The 13,631-nt window shown below is 72.7% G+C and carries 12 protein-coding genes and 2 pseudogenes; 6 read left to right on the top strand and 8 right to left on the bottom strand.

Translation table 11 applies throughout. From position 1 onward, the window contains the following. Positions 1-195 precede the first annotated feature (195 nt). The gene (locus tag IE180_RS27825; protein ID WP_229860964.1) at positions 196-1,149 is read right to left on the bottom strand and encodes a helix-turn-helix domain-containing protein; all 954 of its coding nucleotides are present in this window, start codon (positions 1,147-1,149) and stop codon (positions 196-198) included. A 91-nt stretch (positions 1,150-1,240) separates the two neighbouring features. Between IE180_RS27825 and IE180_RS27820 the strand changes: the two genes are divergently transcribed. Both IE180_RS27820 and IE180_RS27815 read left to right on the top strand, forming a co-directional pair. Further along, positions 1,241-5,464, top strand: coding sequence for a S8 family serine peptidase (locus tag IE180_RS27820; RefSeq protein ID WP_190159704.1), 4,224 nt, complete (start codon positions 1,241-1,243; stop codon positions 5,462-5,464). Positions 5,465-6,069: 605 nt separating this feature from the next. Next, positions 6,070-6,492, top strand: coding sequence for a hypothetical protein (locus IE180_RS27815; protein ID WP_190159766.1), 423 nt, complete (start codon positions 6,070-6,072; stop codon positions 6,490-6,492). Between the two features lie 63 nt (positions 6,493-6,555). Here the strand turns inward: IE180_RS27815 and IE180_RS27810 are convergent. Then, a pseudogene (locus IE180_RS27810) lies at positions 6,556-6,867 on the bottom strand (mycothiol transferase); the annotation flags it as partial. 369 nt (positions 6,868-7,236) lie between these two features. Next, entirely contained in the window at positions 7,237-7,719 is a 483-nt protein-coding gene (locus IE180_RS27805; RefSeq protein ID WP_190159703.1) for a DedA family protein, read from the bottom strand. Positions 7,720-8,133: 414 nt separating this feature from the next. On the opposite strand from IE180_RS27805, the gene IE180_RS27800 reads away from it, so the two are divergent. Both IE180_RS27800 and IE180_RS27795 read left to right on the top strand, forming a co-directional pair. Next, a complete protein-coding gene (locus IE180_RS27800; RefSeq protein ID WP_190159702.1) occupies positions 8,134-8,328 on the top strand; it encodes an antitoxin in 195 nt (64 codons plus the stop codon). 65 nt (positions 8,329-8,393) lie between these two features. Next, positions 8,394-8,514 (top strand): annotated as a pseudogene (locus IE180_RS27795) (IS5/IS1182 family transposase); the annotation flags it as partial. Positions 8,515-8,614: 100 nt separating this feature from the next. On the opposite strand, the gene IE180_RS27790 reads toward IE180_RS27795, so the two are convergent. The 3 genes from IE180_RS27790 to IE180_RS27780 form a co-directional block, all read right to left on the bottom strand. After that, the gene (locus tag IE180_RS27790) at positions 8,615-9,052 is read right to left on the bottom strand and encodes a cytidine/deoxycytidylate deaminase family protein (protein WP_190159701.1); all 438 of its coding nucleotides are present in this window, start codon (positions 9,050-9,052) and stop codon (positions 8,615-8,617) included. A 276-nt stretch (positions 9,053-9,328) separates the two neighbouring features. Further along, positions 9,329-9,928 (bottom strand): hypothetical protein, encoded by a 600-nt coding sequence (locus IE180_RS27785; RefSeq protein WP_229860963.1) that lies wholly within the window; start codon positions 9,926-9,928, stop codon positions 9,329-9,331. Positions 9,929-10,312: 384 nt separating this feature from the next. Next, positions 10,313-10,477, bottom strand: coding sequence for a hypothetical protein (locus IE180_RS27780; protein ID WP_190159699.1), 165 nt, complete (start codon positions 10,475-10,477; stop codon positions 10,313-10,315). Between IE180_RS27780 and IE180_RS27775 the strand changes: the two genes are divergently transcribed. Continuing rightward, positions 10,469-11,017, top strand: a complete 549-nt coding sequence (locus IE180_RS27775; RefSeq protein WP_190159698.1) for a CGNR zinc finger domain-containing protein — start codon at positions 10,469-10,471, stop codon at positions 11,015-11,017. The genes IE180_RS27780 and IE180_RS27775 overlap by 9 nt on opposite strands. 176 nt (positions 11,018-11,193) lie before the next feature. Beyond that, positions 11,194-11,706: a peptide-methionine (S)-S-oxide reductase MsrA gene (msrA, locus tag IE180_RS27770; protein ID WP_190159697.1), complete on the top strand. Its 513-nt coding sequence runs from the start codon at positions 11,194-11,196 to the stop codon at positions 11,704-11,706. A gap of 140 nt (positions 11,707-11,846) precedes the next feature. Here the strand turns inward: msrA and IE180_RS27765 are convergent, their stop codons facing one another. Both IE180_RS27765 and IE180_RS27760 read right to left on the bottom strand, forming a co-directional pair. Then, positions 11,847-12,692, bottom strand: coding sequence for a prephenate dehydratase (locus IE180_RS27765; RefSeq protein ID WP_190159696.1), 846 nt, complete (start codon positions 12,690-12,692; stop codon positions 11,847-11,849). 213 nt (positions 12,693-12,905) lie between these two features. Continuing rightward, on the bottom strand, positions 12,906-13,511 hold the full coding sequence (locus IE180_RS27760) for a hypothetical protein (RefSeq protein ID WP_190159695.1): 606 nt from the start codon (positions 13,509-13,511) through the stop codon (positions 12,906-12,908). Positions 13,512-13,631 lie beyond the last annotated feature (120 nt).

Raw genomic sequence — 13,631 nt, 5'->3', positions numbered from 1 at the left:
TCACGCAGGCCCGCAGCCCGCGAGCTGCCCGGCGCCGCGCCGGACCGGGCGGGCTTTCGTTCTGTGGCCCGGGTCGCCCCGGGCAAGGAATCCGGGCGCCGCTGACCTGGCGCTCTCCCTGCCGGGACGCTGGAGGGGGCGCATCGCAGCCCCTCCCTCGGTCGCGCGGGTCGTCGGGCCCGGTACGGCGGCAGGTCAGATCCAGCCGCGGCGTGCCGCGACGACGCCGGCCTGGAAGCGGTTCACCGCGCCCAGGAGTTCGTGGAGGCGGCTCATGCGCCGGCGCATCGTGCGGACCGACCAGCCGAGCTGACGGGCTATGGCCTCGTCCTTGAGGCCGCTGACCAGCAGGGTGAGCACCAGGCGATCCTCCTCGCCGAGCGGGTCCTCGGCGGGGGCGTCGAGCGGCAGGGCCTGTCTCCAGCACAGTTCCCAGTAGTCGGTGAGGGCGTCCAGCAGCGTGGAGGGGCGGATGACCGCGGCGCGCACCCCGTCGAGGTCCAGGGAGAGCGGCATCAGCGCCAGCCGGCGGTCCGCGATGGCCAGTTTGATCCGCAGGCCCGGCATCACCCGGGCCTGCTCGCCACGGCGCACGAGTCCGCGGATGTCCTCGAGCACCCCCGGCCACTCCAGCGCCTCGGGGGCGTAGACCGCGCGGTAGCGCACGCCGCGCCCCAGCGCCGTGCTCTCCACCGGGTTGGAGGTGGTCAGCGCGTACGGCGGCCGGTCCAGTGTCATGACGTCCTCGCGCGCCTCCTGCTGGAGACGGACGAACCAGCGGCCGAGCGCCTCGCGGCCGGTGGCGATCTCCACCTCCTCCTCCCCGGCGGTGCCGGCCTGGGCCGCCGCGAAGAGACGGGACAGTTCGCCCGCCGCCGAACGGACCCGGTCCAACTCCGCCGTCCTGTTCCGCACCAGGGACTCGACCGCGGCTCCCGGCTCGATCGCCGCGTACCGGCGGCGGACCCCCGCGAGCCGCCCGACCAGACCGTGGTCGTGCAGCCGGTCCAGCGCCCTGGCGGCGCGGAGGGAGGAGCAGCCGAGGTCGGCGGCGAGTTCGGCCGGGGCCGCCGTACGCCGGGTCAACACGGCCCGGTAGACGCTCTCGTCGAACGGATCGATGCCTGCCGCGGTGAGCTCGTTCGTCATGTGCGGATCCTGGCCCACTTGTGCCAGGTGCAGCAATGGGCCGTCAAGATCCGTTGTACGGAGAGTGACTTCGGCGCTAGGACTTCTCCCCATGGCCAAGAACCCACGAAGAAGCCGACGTCTGGTGGCCGCCGCGGTCACCACCGTCGCGCTGGCCGGGACGCTCACCGCGACACCCGGCACCGCGACCGCGAAGTCACCCGACCCGAACCAGCGGGTCATCGTCGAGCTGTCCGGAGACGCCGCCGTGGCGGCCGCCCCCGGCGGCTCGCTCACCGCCCTGACCGCCGGCACCACCTCCGCCGTCGGCGGCGCCCGACGGGCCGTGGCGGCACGACAGGACGCCTTCGTCAGGACGGTGCGGCAGGCCGGACTGCACCCCGCCGCACCCCGCGGACTCGGCTTGCTCGTCAACGCCGTGGCGATGACGGTGCCCGCCTCCGAGGCGACACGGCTGGCCGCGCTGCCGGGCGTCGTCGCCGTCCGGCCCGACACCCGGATACAGGTGCGCACGGACACCAGCGTCCCGCTGACCGGCGCGCCCGAGGTCTGGAAGCGCGAGGACCCGGCCGGGGTGAAGGCCACCGGGAAGGGCACCGTCGTGGCGGTCCTGGACAGCGGGGTGGACTACGGCCACCCCGACCTGGGCGGCGGCTTCGGCGAGGGCCACAAGGTCGTCGGCGGCTTCGACTTCGCCAACGGCGACGACGACCCGATGGACGACAACGGCCACGGCACCCACGTCGCGGGCATCATCGCGGGCAAGGCGGCCGGGGAGGGAGGCGTCACCGGCATGGCGCCCGACGCCCGCCTGCTCGCCTACAAGGTCACCGGCGCCGACGGCAGCGGCTACACCTCCGACATCATCGCCGGCATCGAGGCCGCGGCCGATCCGAACAACCCCCACCCGGCCGACGTCATCAACATGAGCCTCGGCGGCCCCGGCGACGGCACCGACCCGCTGGGCCGCGCGGCGACCGCCGCCGTGCGGGCCGGGGTGGTCGTCGTCGCGGCGGCGGGCAACGCCGGACCCGGCAGCGGCACCATCAGCACTCCCGCGTCGGCCGACGGCGTCATCGCGGTCGGCGCCTCCACCAGCGGGCTGCGGATCCCCAGCGCGTACCTGGCGGGCGAGGAGCCCGAACTGATCCAGACGTACCGGGGCGTCCTGTCCGCGAACCCGCCCCTGAAGCCGGTCACCGCGCCGCTCGTGGACGTCGGCGCGGGCACCCCCGAGGACTGGGAGCGGGTCGGTGACGTACGGGGCAAGATCCTGCGGGCCGACATGCTCGTCCCGCCCAGTACGGACGTCCTGAGCCAGAGCGACATCGACTGGGCGCGCGAAGCCGAGAGGCGCGGCGCGCTCGCCGTGCTCGGCGGCCTCCCGTCCCACGACGGACCCGTGTTCGCCGCCACCCCCGGAACGGTCGAGGCCCGGGAGACCCCCGCCCGCCCCGACCTCACCCGGACCGCCGCCTCCGGCGACTCGTTGCGCATGGACCACCTGGTCGTCATGGGCATCGACACGACCCAGTACGCCCAGCTGAGCCGTGAACTGGCCGCCGGAAAGGTGTCCGTCACCCTGCGCGGCACCGACTCCACCGACGAGATCGCCTCGTTCTCGTCACGCGGACCCGGCACCGGCTTCGGACTCAAACCCGACCTGGTCGCACCCGGCGTGGAGATCCGCTCCTCGATTCCCACCTCGATGTACGAACCCGGCGTCTACCGCATGTCGGGCACCTCGATGGCGAGCCCGCACGTCGCCGGAGCCGCCGCCCTGCTGCGCCAACTGCGCCCCGACCAGGACCCCGACGGGATCAGGTCCGCACTGGTCGGCACCGCGAAGCAGCTCGCCGGCACCGGCCCCACCGCCCAGGGCAACGGACGGCTCGACGTGGCCGCCGCGGCGTCGGCCACCCTCACCGCCTCCCCGACGAGCGTGTCGTTCGGCCTGGCCGACCTGGCCGACCGGACCGTCGGCGGCACCGCGAAGGTGCGCCTGGCCAACCCCGACGAGAAGCCGTTGACCGTCGCCCTCGGCAGTACCGGGCCCGCCACCGTGTCCCCGTCGCGGGTGACCGTCCCCGCCGGGGGGTCGGCAACCGTCGACGTCACCCTGCGCGCGGACCGCCCGGCCACCGACACGGAGATCAGCGGCCGGATCACGGTCACCCCCGCGCGGGGCCCGGCCCTCCGGGTGCCGTACCTGCTCGTCGTCCGGCACCTGGTCGTCCAGGCGTCCCCCGACCCGAGCGACGGCCGCTCCACCGTGCACATCGCCGCCCCGGCCGCCCTGGGCGCGCCGCCGGAGATCAGGGTCACGCCGCCGCACGGCAAGGCCTTCACGCTGCCCACCGTCATGAACGGCGCCGGCTACTACCAGGCCGACGTGACCGGGAAGGCGGCCGGCGCCTACCGGCTGGCCGTGCGGGCCACGACCACCGACGGCCGGCGGATCACCGGAACCGGCGCCTTCGAGGTCACCCCCGCCGGCAGCCGCGGCGACCGCTGGGAGCCCATCGGCCCGAACAGCGAGGCCGGTCACGTCGCGCTCTCGCCCGCCCGGCCGAAGCAGGCCGTCGTGACCCAGTTCCGGAAGGCCGCTCCCTGGCTGACCACCGACGGCGGCGCCCACTGGCGCCAGGTGGGCAGGCTGCCGATCGCCGACGGCAACGGAACCGGAGCGGTCGTGGTCGACGCCCGCCGCCCCGATCGTTGGTGGTACGCCGTGAACACGGCCGCCGACCCCACCCGCCGGGGCACCATCCTGCGTACCGACGACAACGGCCGCACCTGGCGCAAGCTCGACGTGCCCGACGCGCGCATCGACGAGTTCGTCGCGGACGAGCAGACCCGTACCCTCGCCGCGATCGTCGGCGGCACACTGCTGGTCAGCACGGACGCGGGCGACAACTGGGCGACGTACCCCACCGGCGTGAGCGGTGACGTCCGCGACGCGACCCTCGTCGGCGACACCCTGTACCTGGCGACCTTCGACGGCGTCTGGCGGATCGACGGCGTCGGCAGGGGCGACCCCGGTACGGCGCACCTCGTCCTCGACGAACCCGTGAGCACCCTCCGCGGCATGGCGGCCGACTCCACCGTGGTGGCCGCCTACGTCCCCGGTACGGGAGTCCGCGGCTCCTACGACAAGGGCCGCACCTGGTCCACCCTGCTGCCCCTGGCGGAGGGCGGCAACGGACTGTCCGCCTCCGGCGGCGACCTGTACCTGCGCGCGCTGTTCGGCGCCGGGCAGGTGAGCCACGACCACGGCAGGACCTGGAAGTCCGTGCCCGCCCCCTCGAAGGCCGCCATCGCGATGGACTACGACCGGTGGGCCGACGGCTCGGTGACCGTGGCCGGCGAACAGGACGGCCTGTACCGGGGCTCGGCCGACGGCACCGGATACCGGAGGATCGGCGTCCAGGGCCTGACCGCCTTCGCCCTCGCGGTCGGCGGCGACCACCTGCTCGCCGGAACGGTGAGCGGCACCTACCGCACCGCGATCCCCGTCACCGGCCCCGAGTGGGGACAGAGCGGGGCGGAGGGCATGACCGGTCGTCTCACCTCGCACATCGCCGTCTCGCCCAAGGACACCAGGGTGGTGTGGCAGGTCCGGCGCACCGCGACCGGCCTCTTCGAGGTCTCCCGCAGCGGCGACGCCGGCCGGACCTGGCGGGTGAAGGGCACGTCGTCGGAGATACCGACCTCGATCCTGGTCCACCCGGCCGACCCGGACCGGGTGGCGATCAGCTTCAGGAGCATCTTCGGCGACGGACTCTTCTCGACCTCCGACGGCGGCAGGACGTGGAAGAACCTCTTCCACGAGAGGTCCTTCGACGTCATGGCCGGTGACCCGCGCGACCCGCGGCGCCTCTGGCTCGGCAACGCCTCAGGCCTCTACCGCTCGGACGACGGCGGCGTCACCAAGACCAAGGTCGCCGAGGGGCCCGTCTCCGCGATCGTGAGGGAGGGCCGAAGCCTGGTCGTCGGCGGATCGTCCGTCCGGGTCAGCACCGATGACGGCAGGACCTTCCGCACCGCCGACACCGGCCCGCTCGCGATCCACGTCTCGGACCTGCTGCGGGTGAACGGGGCGCTCTACGCGGCCACCGCCCGCTCGACCGCGACCGGGCTCGTCCAGGGCGGCCGGGGCGTACTGCGCAGCACCGACAACGGTCTCACCTGGGAGAACGTCTCGAGCGGTCTGCAGAACACCGACACCACCAAGCTGGCCGCCGCCCCCGACGGCCGCACGCTCTACGTCGGCACGGTCGACGGCGGGGTGCACCGCCTGAAACTGCGCCGCTGACCCACCCCGCGTACGACGGGTGCGGCCGTATGACCGGCGCGAGCGTCGACTCGGCCCGGAAGTCCCGGGCCCGGTCGGCGCTCGCGCGCGTGGCCGGCGGGAGCCCCCCGCCGGCCCCTTCTCTCCGCGTGCCGGGAGCGTTTGTTCACCGCCCCGTGCCCGGGCGGGCGGGCCGCCGATGCCGGGCTCGTGCCAGCAGGAACGATGTTCCAGGGCGTCAACGGCGGTGCGTCGGACTGCACATGGTCCGAGGCCCGGTGAAGGGCGACCGGGTCCTGGAGCGGATGTGCCGGACGCCCGTCGTCCGTGTCCGTGTCCGGGGATCCGGCCGTATTCCGATGAGCGGAGACGGTCTCGAACAGTGCGAAATTCGGGTGTGGCCGTGCCCTGCCTCGCAGTGCCTCCGTCAAGACGATCACCTCACGGGCGAAGGAATGCGACGCGCTCGTGATCACGCGCTTGCTCCGGGCTCAGCCACCCCGGGCGGTGCGGCCCGACAGCGTCGCTTCCCCGGAGCCACCGGATGCGACTACCCGGCCGAGTGATCTTTCGGCGGTTCGGGTACCAAACCAAGGGCGATCGGAGAGCGAGGGGGCGGACTTCGAATGGGGGCAGCGGACGAGCGGGACCTCGAGAACGGGGAAGGCTGGCTCACGAAGGCCGAAGTCCGGGAGATCTGGCCGCAGATCAGGCCGAGCAGCATCAGGGCCGTGGCGCGGGCCAACAGCGTACGTACCTCGGCTGTGCCCTTCACGGACCTGACCCAGGAGCCGACCTACCACGCGGCCGACGTGCGCCACGTGGCCGCGCGGATCGCCCGGGGTGAGGCCGAGGTCGCGCCCTGGCAACGCGCCGACTCCGACGCCGCACGCGACGATGCCACACCCGGCCCACCGGTTCCGCAGCCCGTCGGTTGGGGGCCCGAGAACGTGCCGGGGCTGATCCTGCTGGCCATCATCGTGGGGCTGTTCCTCTGGGGCCTGGCCTCTCCCGACAACCACGGCACAGTGACGGGCTTCGTGCGCTGACTGGCGGTCGCTCCATCGATCAGGACGTCCACGGCCTCGGAGGCGCAGCGGTGGACGGTGACCCGAGTGTTCCCCTGTGCGCCGGTAGAACCCGATGATCTGATCGCGGGTCTCGTCCTCGGTCGCCCACAGATCGCTGCCGTCGGAGTCCTGCCACCGGGGCAGCGGTTCCGGGGCGGGACGGTCGAAGACCTCGCCGAAGTACCTGGCTTCGACGGTGGCCACGTGTTTGACCAGGCCGAGGAGGTTGGTCCCGGTCGCTGTCAAAGGCCGGCGGGCGTCGTACTCGGACAAGCCGTCGAGTTTCCAGAGCAGCGCCTTGCGGTCCCGCCGCAGTCTCCCGTGCAGGTGGTCCTTCGCGAATTCATCGATCATGCGGCGTGAGCCTGTCATGGGCTGCTCGTGGTCTCAAGATCCCGTACGTGGCCCGCGACGACCGGCGGAGCCGGGGCCCGGCCATGGCCGCCGCCCCGACCCGCCGGCGGAGCAGGCGCCGGTACGGGTCGTGCTCGTGGCCCCGGCCGGCGAACAGTCGCCGGTGTCGGGGCCGCCCGCCGGCCCGCGGATGCGGGGACTCGTGTCCGACAGGGAGCCCGGCACGGACGGAACCCGCGGTGGCGCCGGCCAGAACATGCTCCCGGACGCGCCCCGGAGTCCGGACGACGAGGCCGTACGCACGGGTGGTCCGCTCCTGGGGCGGCGTCCGGCAGCGGAAAAAGGGTGGGCGCCGTTCTCGGGACGGCCTCACGATTCCTCGGCCGCGGCGCCACCGGAGGATCGGACCGTCCTCCTCCTGCGGTACACCACCGTCCCGCACACCGCGAGGAGGAGGACGGCCGCGGCGGACACCTGGAGGGCCGGCCGCTCGGCGAAGAGCCTCCCCAGCACTGCGAGCACGCCGATTCCCGCGGTCGCGTAGACCAACGCCCAGGCCGCTCCGCCCACGAGCAGGGCGGGAAGGTAGCGCGGCAACGGCATGCGCATGCTGCCCGCGAGGAAGTTGGCGGCGGTCTGGAAACCGACGGTCAGGAAGGAGACGGCCACCACGGGAGCGCCCCACCGCCGGATCGCCCGTTCGGCGCGCCGGAACCTCGCCGAGGAGACCCGTGCGGCGAACCTGCTGCGCCGGACACCTGTGCCGGCGAGCCACCCGACGGCGAACGTCCCTCCGGCGCGGAGCAGGACGATGAGATACAGGGCCCCGGCGGTGAGCGCGATCCTGTCCACGGTGCCTTGCCCCGATCTCCGGGCCGGAGCGCGGAACGCCCGTCCCCCTCATGGGCGTCCCGCCTCGACGGGCGTACGGCGCGCACGAGCCCGGTCACCGTCTCCCACCTGCGCCCTGCCTCTGCCTGTTGTGTTCTGCGGGTGGCCGTCTGCGGCACTGGAACCCGAACCCACGTGATAAGCAAGGTGAGCCTAACCTCATGGGCATGGGGGAGTACAGGCGCCGCACCCGCACGACGGCAGGTGCCAGGGCCGCGTGGCCGGGGGCGAGGGCGGCCGTGCCGATGGCGTGGTCGCCCTGGCGCGGTGCGAGCCCGGGCGCGCGGTGGCGGGCGGCCCCCGCTCCGCTGGGATGCGAACCTCGGGGAATGAACGGATGCTGGGTGGTGTGCCATCGTCCGGAAGGAGACAGACATGTCGATGCTCGACAAGCTCAAGGGCATGCTCAAGGGACATGAAGACACCGCGCGGCAAGGGGTGGAGAAGGGCGGCGACGCCCTCGACGCGAGGACCGGGAACAAATACCAGAGCCAGGTCGACATGGCCCAGCGGAAGCTCAACGAGCAACTGGGCTCCGACAAGCCGCAGGACAACCCCCCGCAGAGCTAGGGCCTGTCCCCCTTGGTCTATTCGCCGGTTCGGACGGGTCTGTCCGGCTGGCCATCACTGAGGTGATGGGGGATCGGATCGAGCCGTTGACGTCGGCCGATCCGGTCCGTGGCCGTCGGTGGGCCGACCGCAGTCGGATCCTGGAGCCCCTCGCGTGGAAGCACCGCACCGGGCTCGCCCTGGCGTCCTTCAGGTTCGGTCGTCAGGTTCCGACGCCGAGACGTACAAGAGGCGCATCGCGGTCCGGTGCCGCATCAGGCGGCGTTCCCCGTCCGTGTCTGGCGTGTCAGCTCGTGCTGAGCGACTCGCTTTCCCCGGTGTCGAGCTGGTGGTCGGCCCAGACGTAGCTTTCGGGAAGCAGATCGGTGAGGGGGACGGTCCGGAGCCGCTCGCCCGCCCCGACGATGACCCGCAGGTCCGGGAAGTAGTCGAGGAGCACCTGGCGGCACCGTCCGCACGGGGGGACGACCCCTCGGTCGCGGTCGCCCACGGCGACGATCGTGTTCAGTTCGTAGGCGCCCTGGGCGGCTGCCGCGCCGAGGAGGACCAGCTCCGCGCAGGGGCCGCCGGTGAAGTGGTAGGCGTTCACCGCGGTGACGATCCGGCCGTCCTGGGCGCGGCCCGCGGCCGCCATGGTGTGGTTGTCGCCCCGGCAGCGGGTGCGTGCGACGTGGGCCGCGGCCTCGATGAGTTCGTGGTCGAGGGGGCGGGTCTGTGTGGTCATCCTCTTCTGCCTCCGTCAGGGTGTGAGGCGACATTGACCCGTGAGGCGACGGCGCACAAGTGGATATCGACCGTGCGGTCGACGGGGGTCGGGGCGACCGTCCGGGCGTAGCCGGCTCCGTCGTCGTCGACCCCGGACGATCTCGGCCCGGTTCGGACGCGTGGTGACCGCCATCGGAGGGGCCGTGGCCTCCTGGCCACCTGCATGCGCCTGACGAGGAGCGGCCGTCGGTCCCGCCGCTCCGGAGTCCCGTGCCGAAGGGGTGGGGGTTCCGCGTCAAGGCCGCAGTCCGATGCGTCTGAGGGGGATCGTGCCGAGCTCGGTGATGGCCTGCTGGTTCCCCTGTCGCCAGGCGTCGGCCCATCCGCCTGGCGGAGCCGGGAGTTCGGCGAGCGCCCCCGGGGGGCCGGTGAGGGCCCGGAGGGCGAGCAGGTCTGCGCCTCCGGGAGCCTCGGCGAGGCGCCGCAGAGCGCTGCTGCGCCGGATCCAGAGCAGGCGCGGCGGGAGCCACAGCAGCAGGACGAAGAGCACCGGAACGACGATGAGGGCCGTCGTGATCACGTCGGCGACCTGGTTGACGGTCTCCTGGAGCGACACTCCCGCGTCGGCGAAGCCGGAGCCGGCGTCGGCCGCGGACTGGAGGGGTTTCTTCAGGACGCCGCCGATGAGCGGTACCTCCGATGCCGCGTCTCCCGCGTTGCCGAGTTCCTCGGCGAGCCTGTCGCCGGAACTCTCCACCCTGCGCCCCGGCTCGGCCAGCAGCAGGATCGCCTCGCGGACGGCGAGGGCCCCCCACACCGCGGCGGCGATCAGGGCCACGGCGATCAGGTCCACGAGCACCTGCGCGTTCCGGCGGGCGGGTGTCTGGGCGTACAAGCGCAATCGAGGGCTCCCGTCCGAGTCCTGGCGTCGAGGAGGTCCGGCGGCGACTCGACCGACCGGCCGCCGGATTCCACTGTCCCACCGTGCCTCACGGGCGAACGTGCAAGACACGGGGCACGTCGGGGCCGGCGTCAGCCCCCTGCCTTCCGGCGCGATGCTCGGCCACGCGCGGCGCGAGGACGGCGGGGACGATGACGCCGCCGGTCCCGCCCGACGGCACACCGCACGTCCAGGACGAGCGGGGCGATCACCCGTTCACCTGCCTGGACCCCAGGACGTACGCCTGCCGGACTCCGCGCTCGACCACCGCCCGACCCGGCCCTGATGGTCAACGCCTCCAGCCGCGCCGACGGTGCTGCCGGGTTCCGCACCCTCCGGTCACATATTGTCGATGTCGATGTCGATGTCGATGTCGATGTCGGTGACGGAGCCGGTCGAACCGTTCGCGTTCCGCCGGTTCGATGCGCCCGATTCTCGGGCGGTGCCGGTCGGCCGGGGCTTGTCATGCAGGACGTCACCGTTCAGTATGGTTACGTGAATCATGCATTTCCCTGCGGGACGCCCTGCCTGGACTTCGTCGGCACCCTGCGGGCGCGCCGCAACGCCGCGCCCCTGGAGAAGCTGGCCTCTCCAGGCCTCCTGGACGACTGGTTCGTGGAGTCGGGGACGGTGGATCTGGCGCCCGGCGCGAGCGAGACGGATGTGGTGATCGCCGTGCAGCTGCGCGAGGCGATCTACGGCCTGGTGGCCGCTCGCCTCGATGCGCGGCCGCTGCCCGCGGAGGCGGTCGCGGAGGTGAACCTGCAGGCCTCCGGCCTGCCGGTGACCCTGCGACTGGGGCCCCACGGGGTCATGCGGACGGGATCGGTCGCGCAGGGGCTGGCGACGCTGGCCCGCGAGGCGGTCCAGCTTCTGGGCGGGGACGAGGCGGCCCTGCTGAGGGAGTGCGCCCGCCCGGAGTGCACGCAGGTCTACCTCGACCGGTCGCGGGGGCACCGCCGGGAGTGGTGCGCGATGAAGACCTGCGGCAACCGGGTCAAGGCCGCCAACTACCGGGCGCGTCAGCAGGCCGCCCAGGCCTGACCGCGCCGACCCCGGCCCGCGGCACATCCCCGTGCGTCACCTGTTTGACCGGTGATGAACATCTGTGTCAGTCTGGAGCGTGTCCATCCTCCGGTGATGTGACACCCCAGGCCGACCGGCCGGCCTTCGAGGCCGGCCCGAGGCGACGCGACAAGCGAAGAGGACGGTGACGGGCGATGGCCGGCAGCGAGGAAAGGGCCGTACTGGCGGGCGGCTGCTTCTGGGGCGTGCAGGAGCTCATCCGCGCACAGCCGGGCGTGCTGGCGACGCGGGTGGGATACAGCGGCGGCGACCTCGCCCACCCCACGTACCGCCGTCACGACGGGCACGCGGAGGCCGTCGAGATCATCTTCGACCGAACGGTGACCGACTACCGGACCCTGCTGGAGTTCTTCTTCCAGATCCACGACCCGAGCACGAAGAACCGCCAGGGCAACGACATCGGGGACAGCTACCGCTCCGCCGTGTTCTACCTGGACGACGAGCAGCGACGCGTGGCCGAGGACACCATCGCCGACGTCGACGCCTCGGGACTGTGGCCGGGCCCCGTGGTCACCGAGGTCACCGCGGCGGGTCCGTTCTGGGAGGCCGAGCCCGAGCACCAGGACTACCTGCAGCGTTATCCGGACGGATACACCTGCCACTTCCCGCGTCCCAACTGGCGGCTGCCCCGACGAGAAGAGGCCTGACCGGTCGACGGGGCAGGGGCACCGTGGGCCCGGGAGCCGGCTCGGTCCGTGGCCTGTGGGTCATGGGCCGGGGGGGCGGGCGTGCGGCCCCGTCCCGTCGTCGTCCTCGAAGGGACCGCCTTGCGGGTCCGTCCTGACCGTCAGGCGGTCGTCACCCCGCCGCGGCGGTGCGGATGCGCCGGGTACACGCCGAGGACGCGCACCTCGGTGGAGAAGAAGCGCAGCTCGTGCAGGGCCAACGCCACCTGCGGCTCGTCGGGGTGCCCCTCGATCTCGACGTAGAACCGGCTCGGGCTGAGACCTGCGCCCTTCTGGTAGCTCTCGATCTTGGTGAGGTTGACCGCGCTGCTGGCGAAGCCGCCCAACGCCTTGTAGAGGGCGCTCGGGATGTTCCGCACGGCGAAGAACAGGCTCGTCATCGTCGGCCCCTCGCCGACGGGCGCGAAGGCGGGCTCGCGGGAGAGCACGACGAACCGCGTCGTGTTGTCCGGATCGTCCTCGACCTCCGGGCGGAGGACCTCCAGGCCGTAGTGCCGGGCCGCCGCGGGCGGGGCCAGCGCCGCGTGCCGTACGTCGCCGAGCTCCGCCACCTCACGGGCCGCCCCCGCCGTGTCGTCACTGACGAGCGTGCGCCAGCCGCCTTCCCGCAGCACCTTCCGGCACTGCCCCAGCGCGTGCACATGGCTGCGTACGCACTCGATGTCGTCCCACGTGGCTCCGGGCGGGCCCATCAGGTCGAAGCGGATGGCGAGGAAGTGCTCGCCGGTCACGAAGAGCCCCGACTCCGGCAGCAGGTGGTGCACGTCCGCGACCCGGCCGGCGGCGGAGTTGTCCACCGGGATCACCGCCAGGTCGGCGGTGCCGAGCGTCACGGCGTCCAGGGCCTGCTCGAAGCTGGTGCAGGGAAGCTCCGTGATGCCGGGAAACAGGTGTTGCGTGGCTGCCGCCGAATTGGAACCCGGTTCACCCTGATATGCGGCGATCATTGCGCTACAACACCTTTCATCACACGAGGCGGCCGGACTCGTCGACCGACAAGAGGGCCACCGTAGACCTCGGACGGTGAATGATCGTGGCGCTGTCCACCACCAGAGACGCCGGGGGCGCGCCGCGCCGCCGTACGAACCGGGCAGGGGGTGAAGGGCCGGCTGGTCGCGGAGGGGCGGACGGCCACTTCAGTCGTTCGGCGAGGAGGCGGCTCACTGGGCCGCGAGCGCGTGTCGGCCGGATTCTTCGAGGGCGTACTTCACGGATCGCTGCTGCTTGTGACGCCGGACGTGCCCCTTGGCCACGAGCGACTCCAGGGTGTTGCGTACGACCTGCGGGGTGGGATCGCGGTCCGGGTGCCTCTCCAGCAGCTCGTCCCGCAGTTCCTTCGCGGGGCGCGGCTCGTCGCCGTCGGCGAGCAGGGACAGCAGGAGGTCTCCGAGCAGGGGCTGTCGCGACTTCCCCTTCGCGGCCGTCCTCACGGACTTTTCCGTTCTCCTGGTAGCCGTCCTCGCGGACTTTCCCGTCCGCGCCGCCCGCTGCGCAGGAGTGCCGGTGGAGGGCGAGGCGGACGTCTTGGGCGGCGCGGTACCGGGGGGCGTGGGATCTTCCCGGTCCTGCTCGCGCGGGGACGAGGATTCCGCCAGGCTCTCGTACCGTTCGGCGAGTTCGAGGATGTCGACGAGGAGGGCTTCCTCCTGCTTCAGCATCCTGAGCTTCTCGGCCAGCTCCTGCTGGCGCCGACGGTTCTCCTTCAGGTCCGACGCGGCCTGATCGACGAGCCGCGTGCGGAGCGCGGCGGCTGGTTGGCTGGTCACGACCGTTCACTCCCTGGCGCCTGGGTGATGCTGCGCATGCTACCCAGGGCTGCGCATGCCACTCAGGTGGGAAGGGCGAGCGGGTCGCCCTCACCGCGGCCGGCGTCGCCGTGGTCCGCA

It is taken from the genome of Streptomyces litmocidini, from assembly GCF_014649755.1.
GTDB lineage: Bacteria > Actinomycetota > Actinomycetes > Streptomycetales > Streptomycetaceae > Streptomyces > Streptomyces litmocidini.
Note: the sequence above shows the minus strand (reverse complement) of the source record. Positions and strands in the feature narration are given on the sequence as shown.

Bases quoted from the DNA above. Each gene is read 5' to 3' on its own strand.
- IE180_RS27825 (WP_229860964.1), bottom strand. From the start codon at position 1,149: ATGACGAACGAGCTCACCGCGGCAGGCATCGATCCGTTCGACGAGAGC.
- IE180_RS27820 (WP_190159704.1), top strand. From the start codon at position 1,241: ATGGCCAAGAACCCACGAAGAAGCCGACGTCTGGTGGCCGCCGCGGTC.
- IE180_RS27815 (WP_190159766.1), top strand. From the start codon at position 6,070: ATGGGGGCAGCGGACGAGCGGGACCTCGAGAACGGGGAAGGCTGGCTC.
- IE180_RS27800 (WP_190159702.1), top strand. From the start codon at position 8,134: ATGTCGATGCTCGACAAGCTCAAGGGCATGCTCAAGGGACATGAAGAC.
- IE180_RS27790 (WP_190159701.1), bottom strand. From the start codon at position 9,052: ATGACCACACAGACCCGCCCCCTCGACCACGAACTCATCGAGGCCGCG.
- IE180_RS27780 (WP_190159699.1), bottom strand. From the start codon at position 10,477: ATGATTCACGTAACCATACTGAACGGTGACGTCCTGCATGACAAGCCC.
- msrA (WP_190159697.1), top strand. From the start codon at position 11,194: ATGGCCGGCAGCGAGGAAAGGGCCGTACTGGCGGGCGGCTGCTTCTGG.
- IE180_RS27765 (WP_190159696.1), bottom strand. From the start codon at position 12,692: ATGATCGCCGCATATCAGGGTGAACCGGGTTCCAATTCGGCGGCAGCC.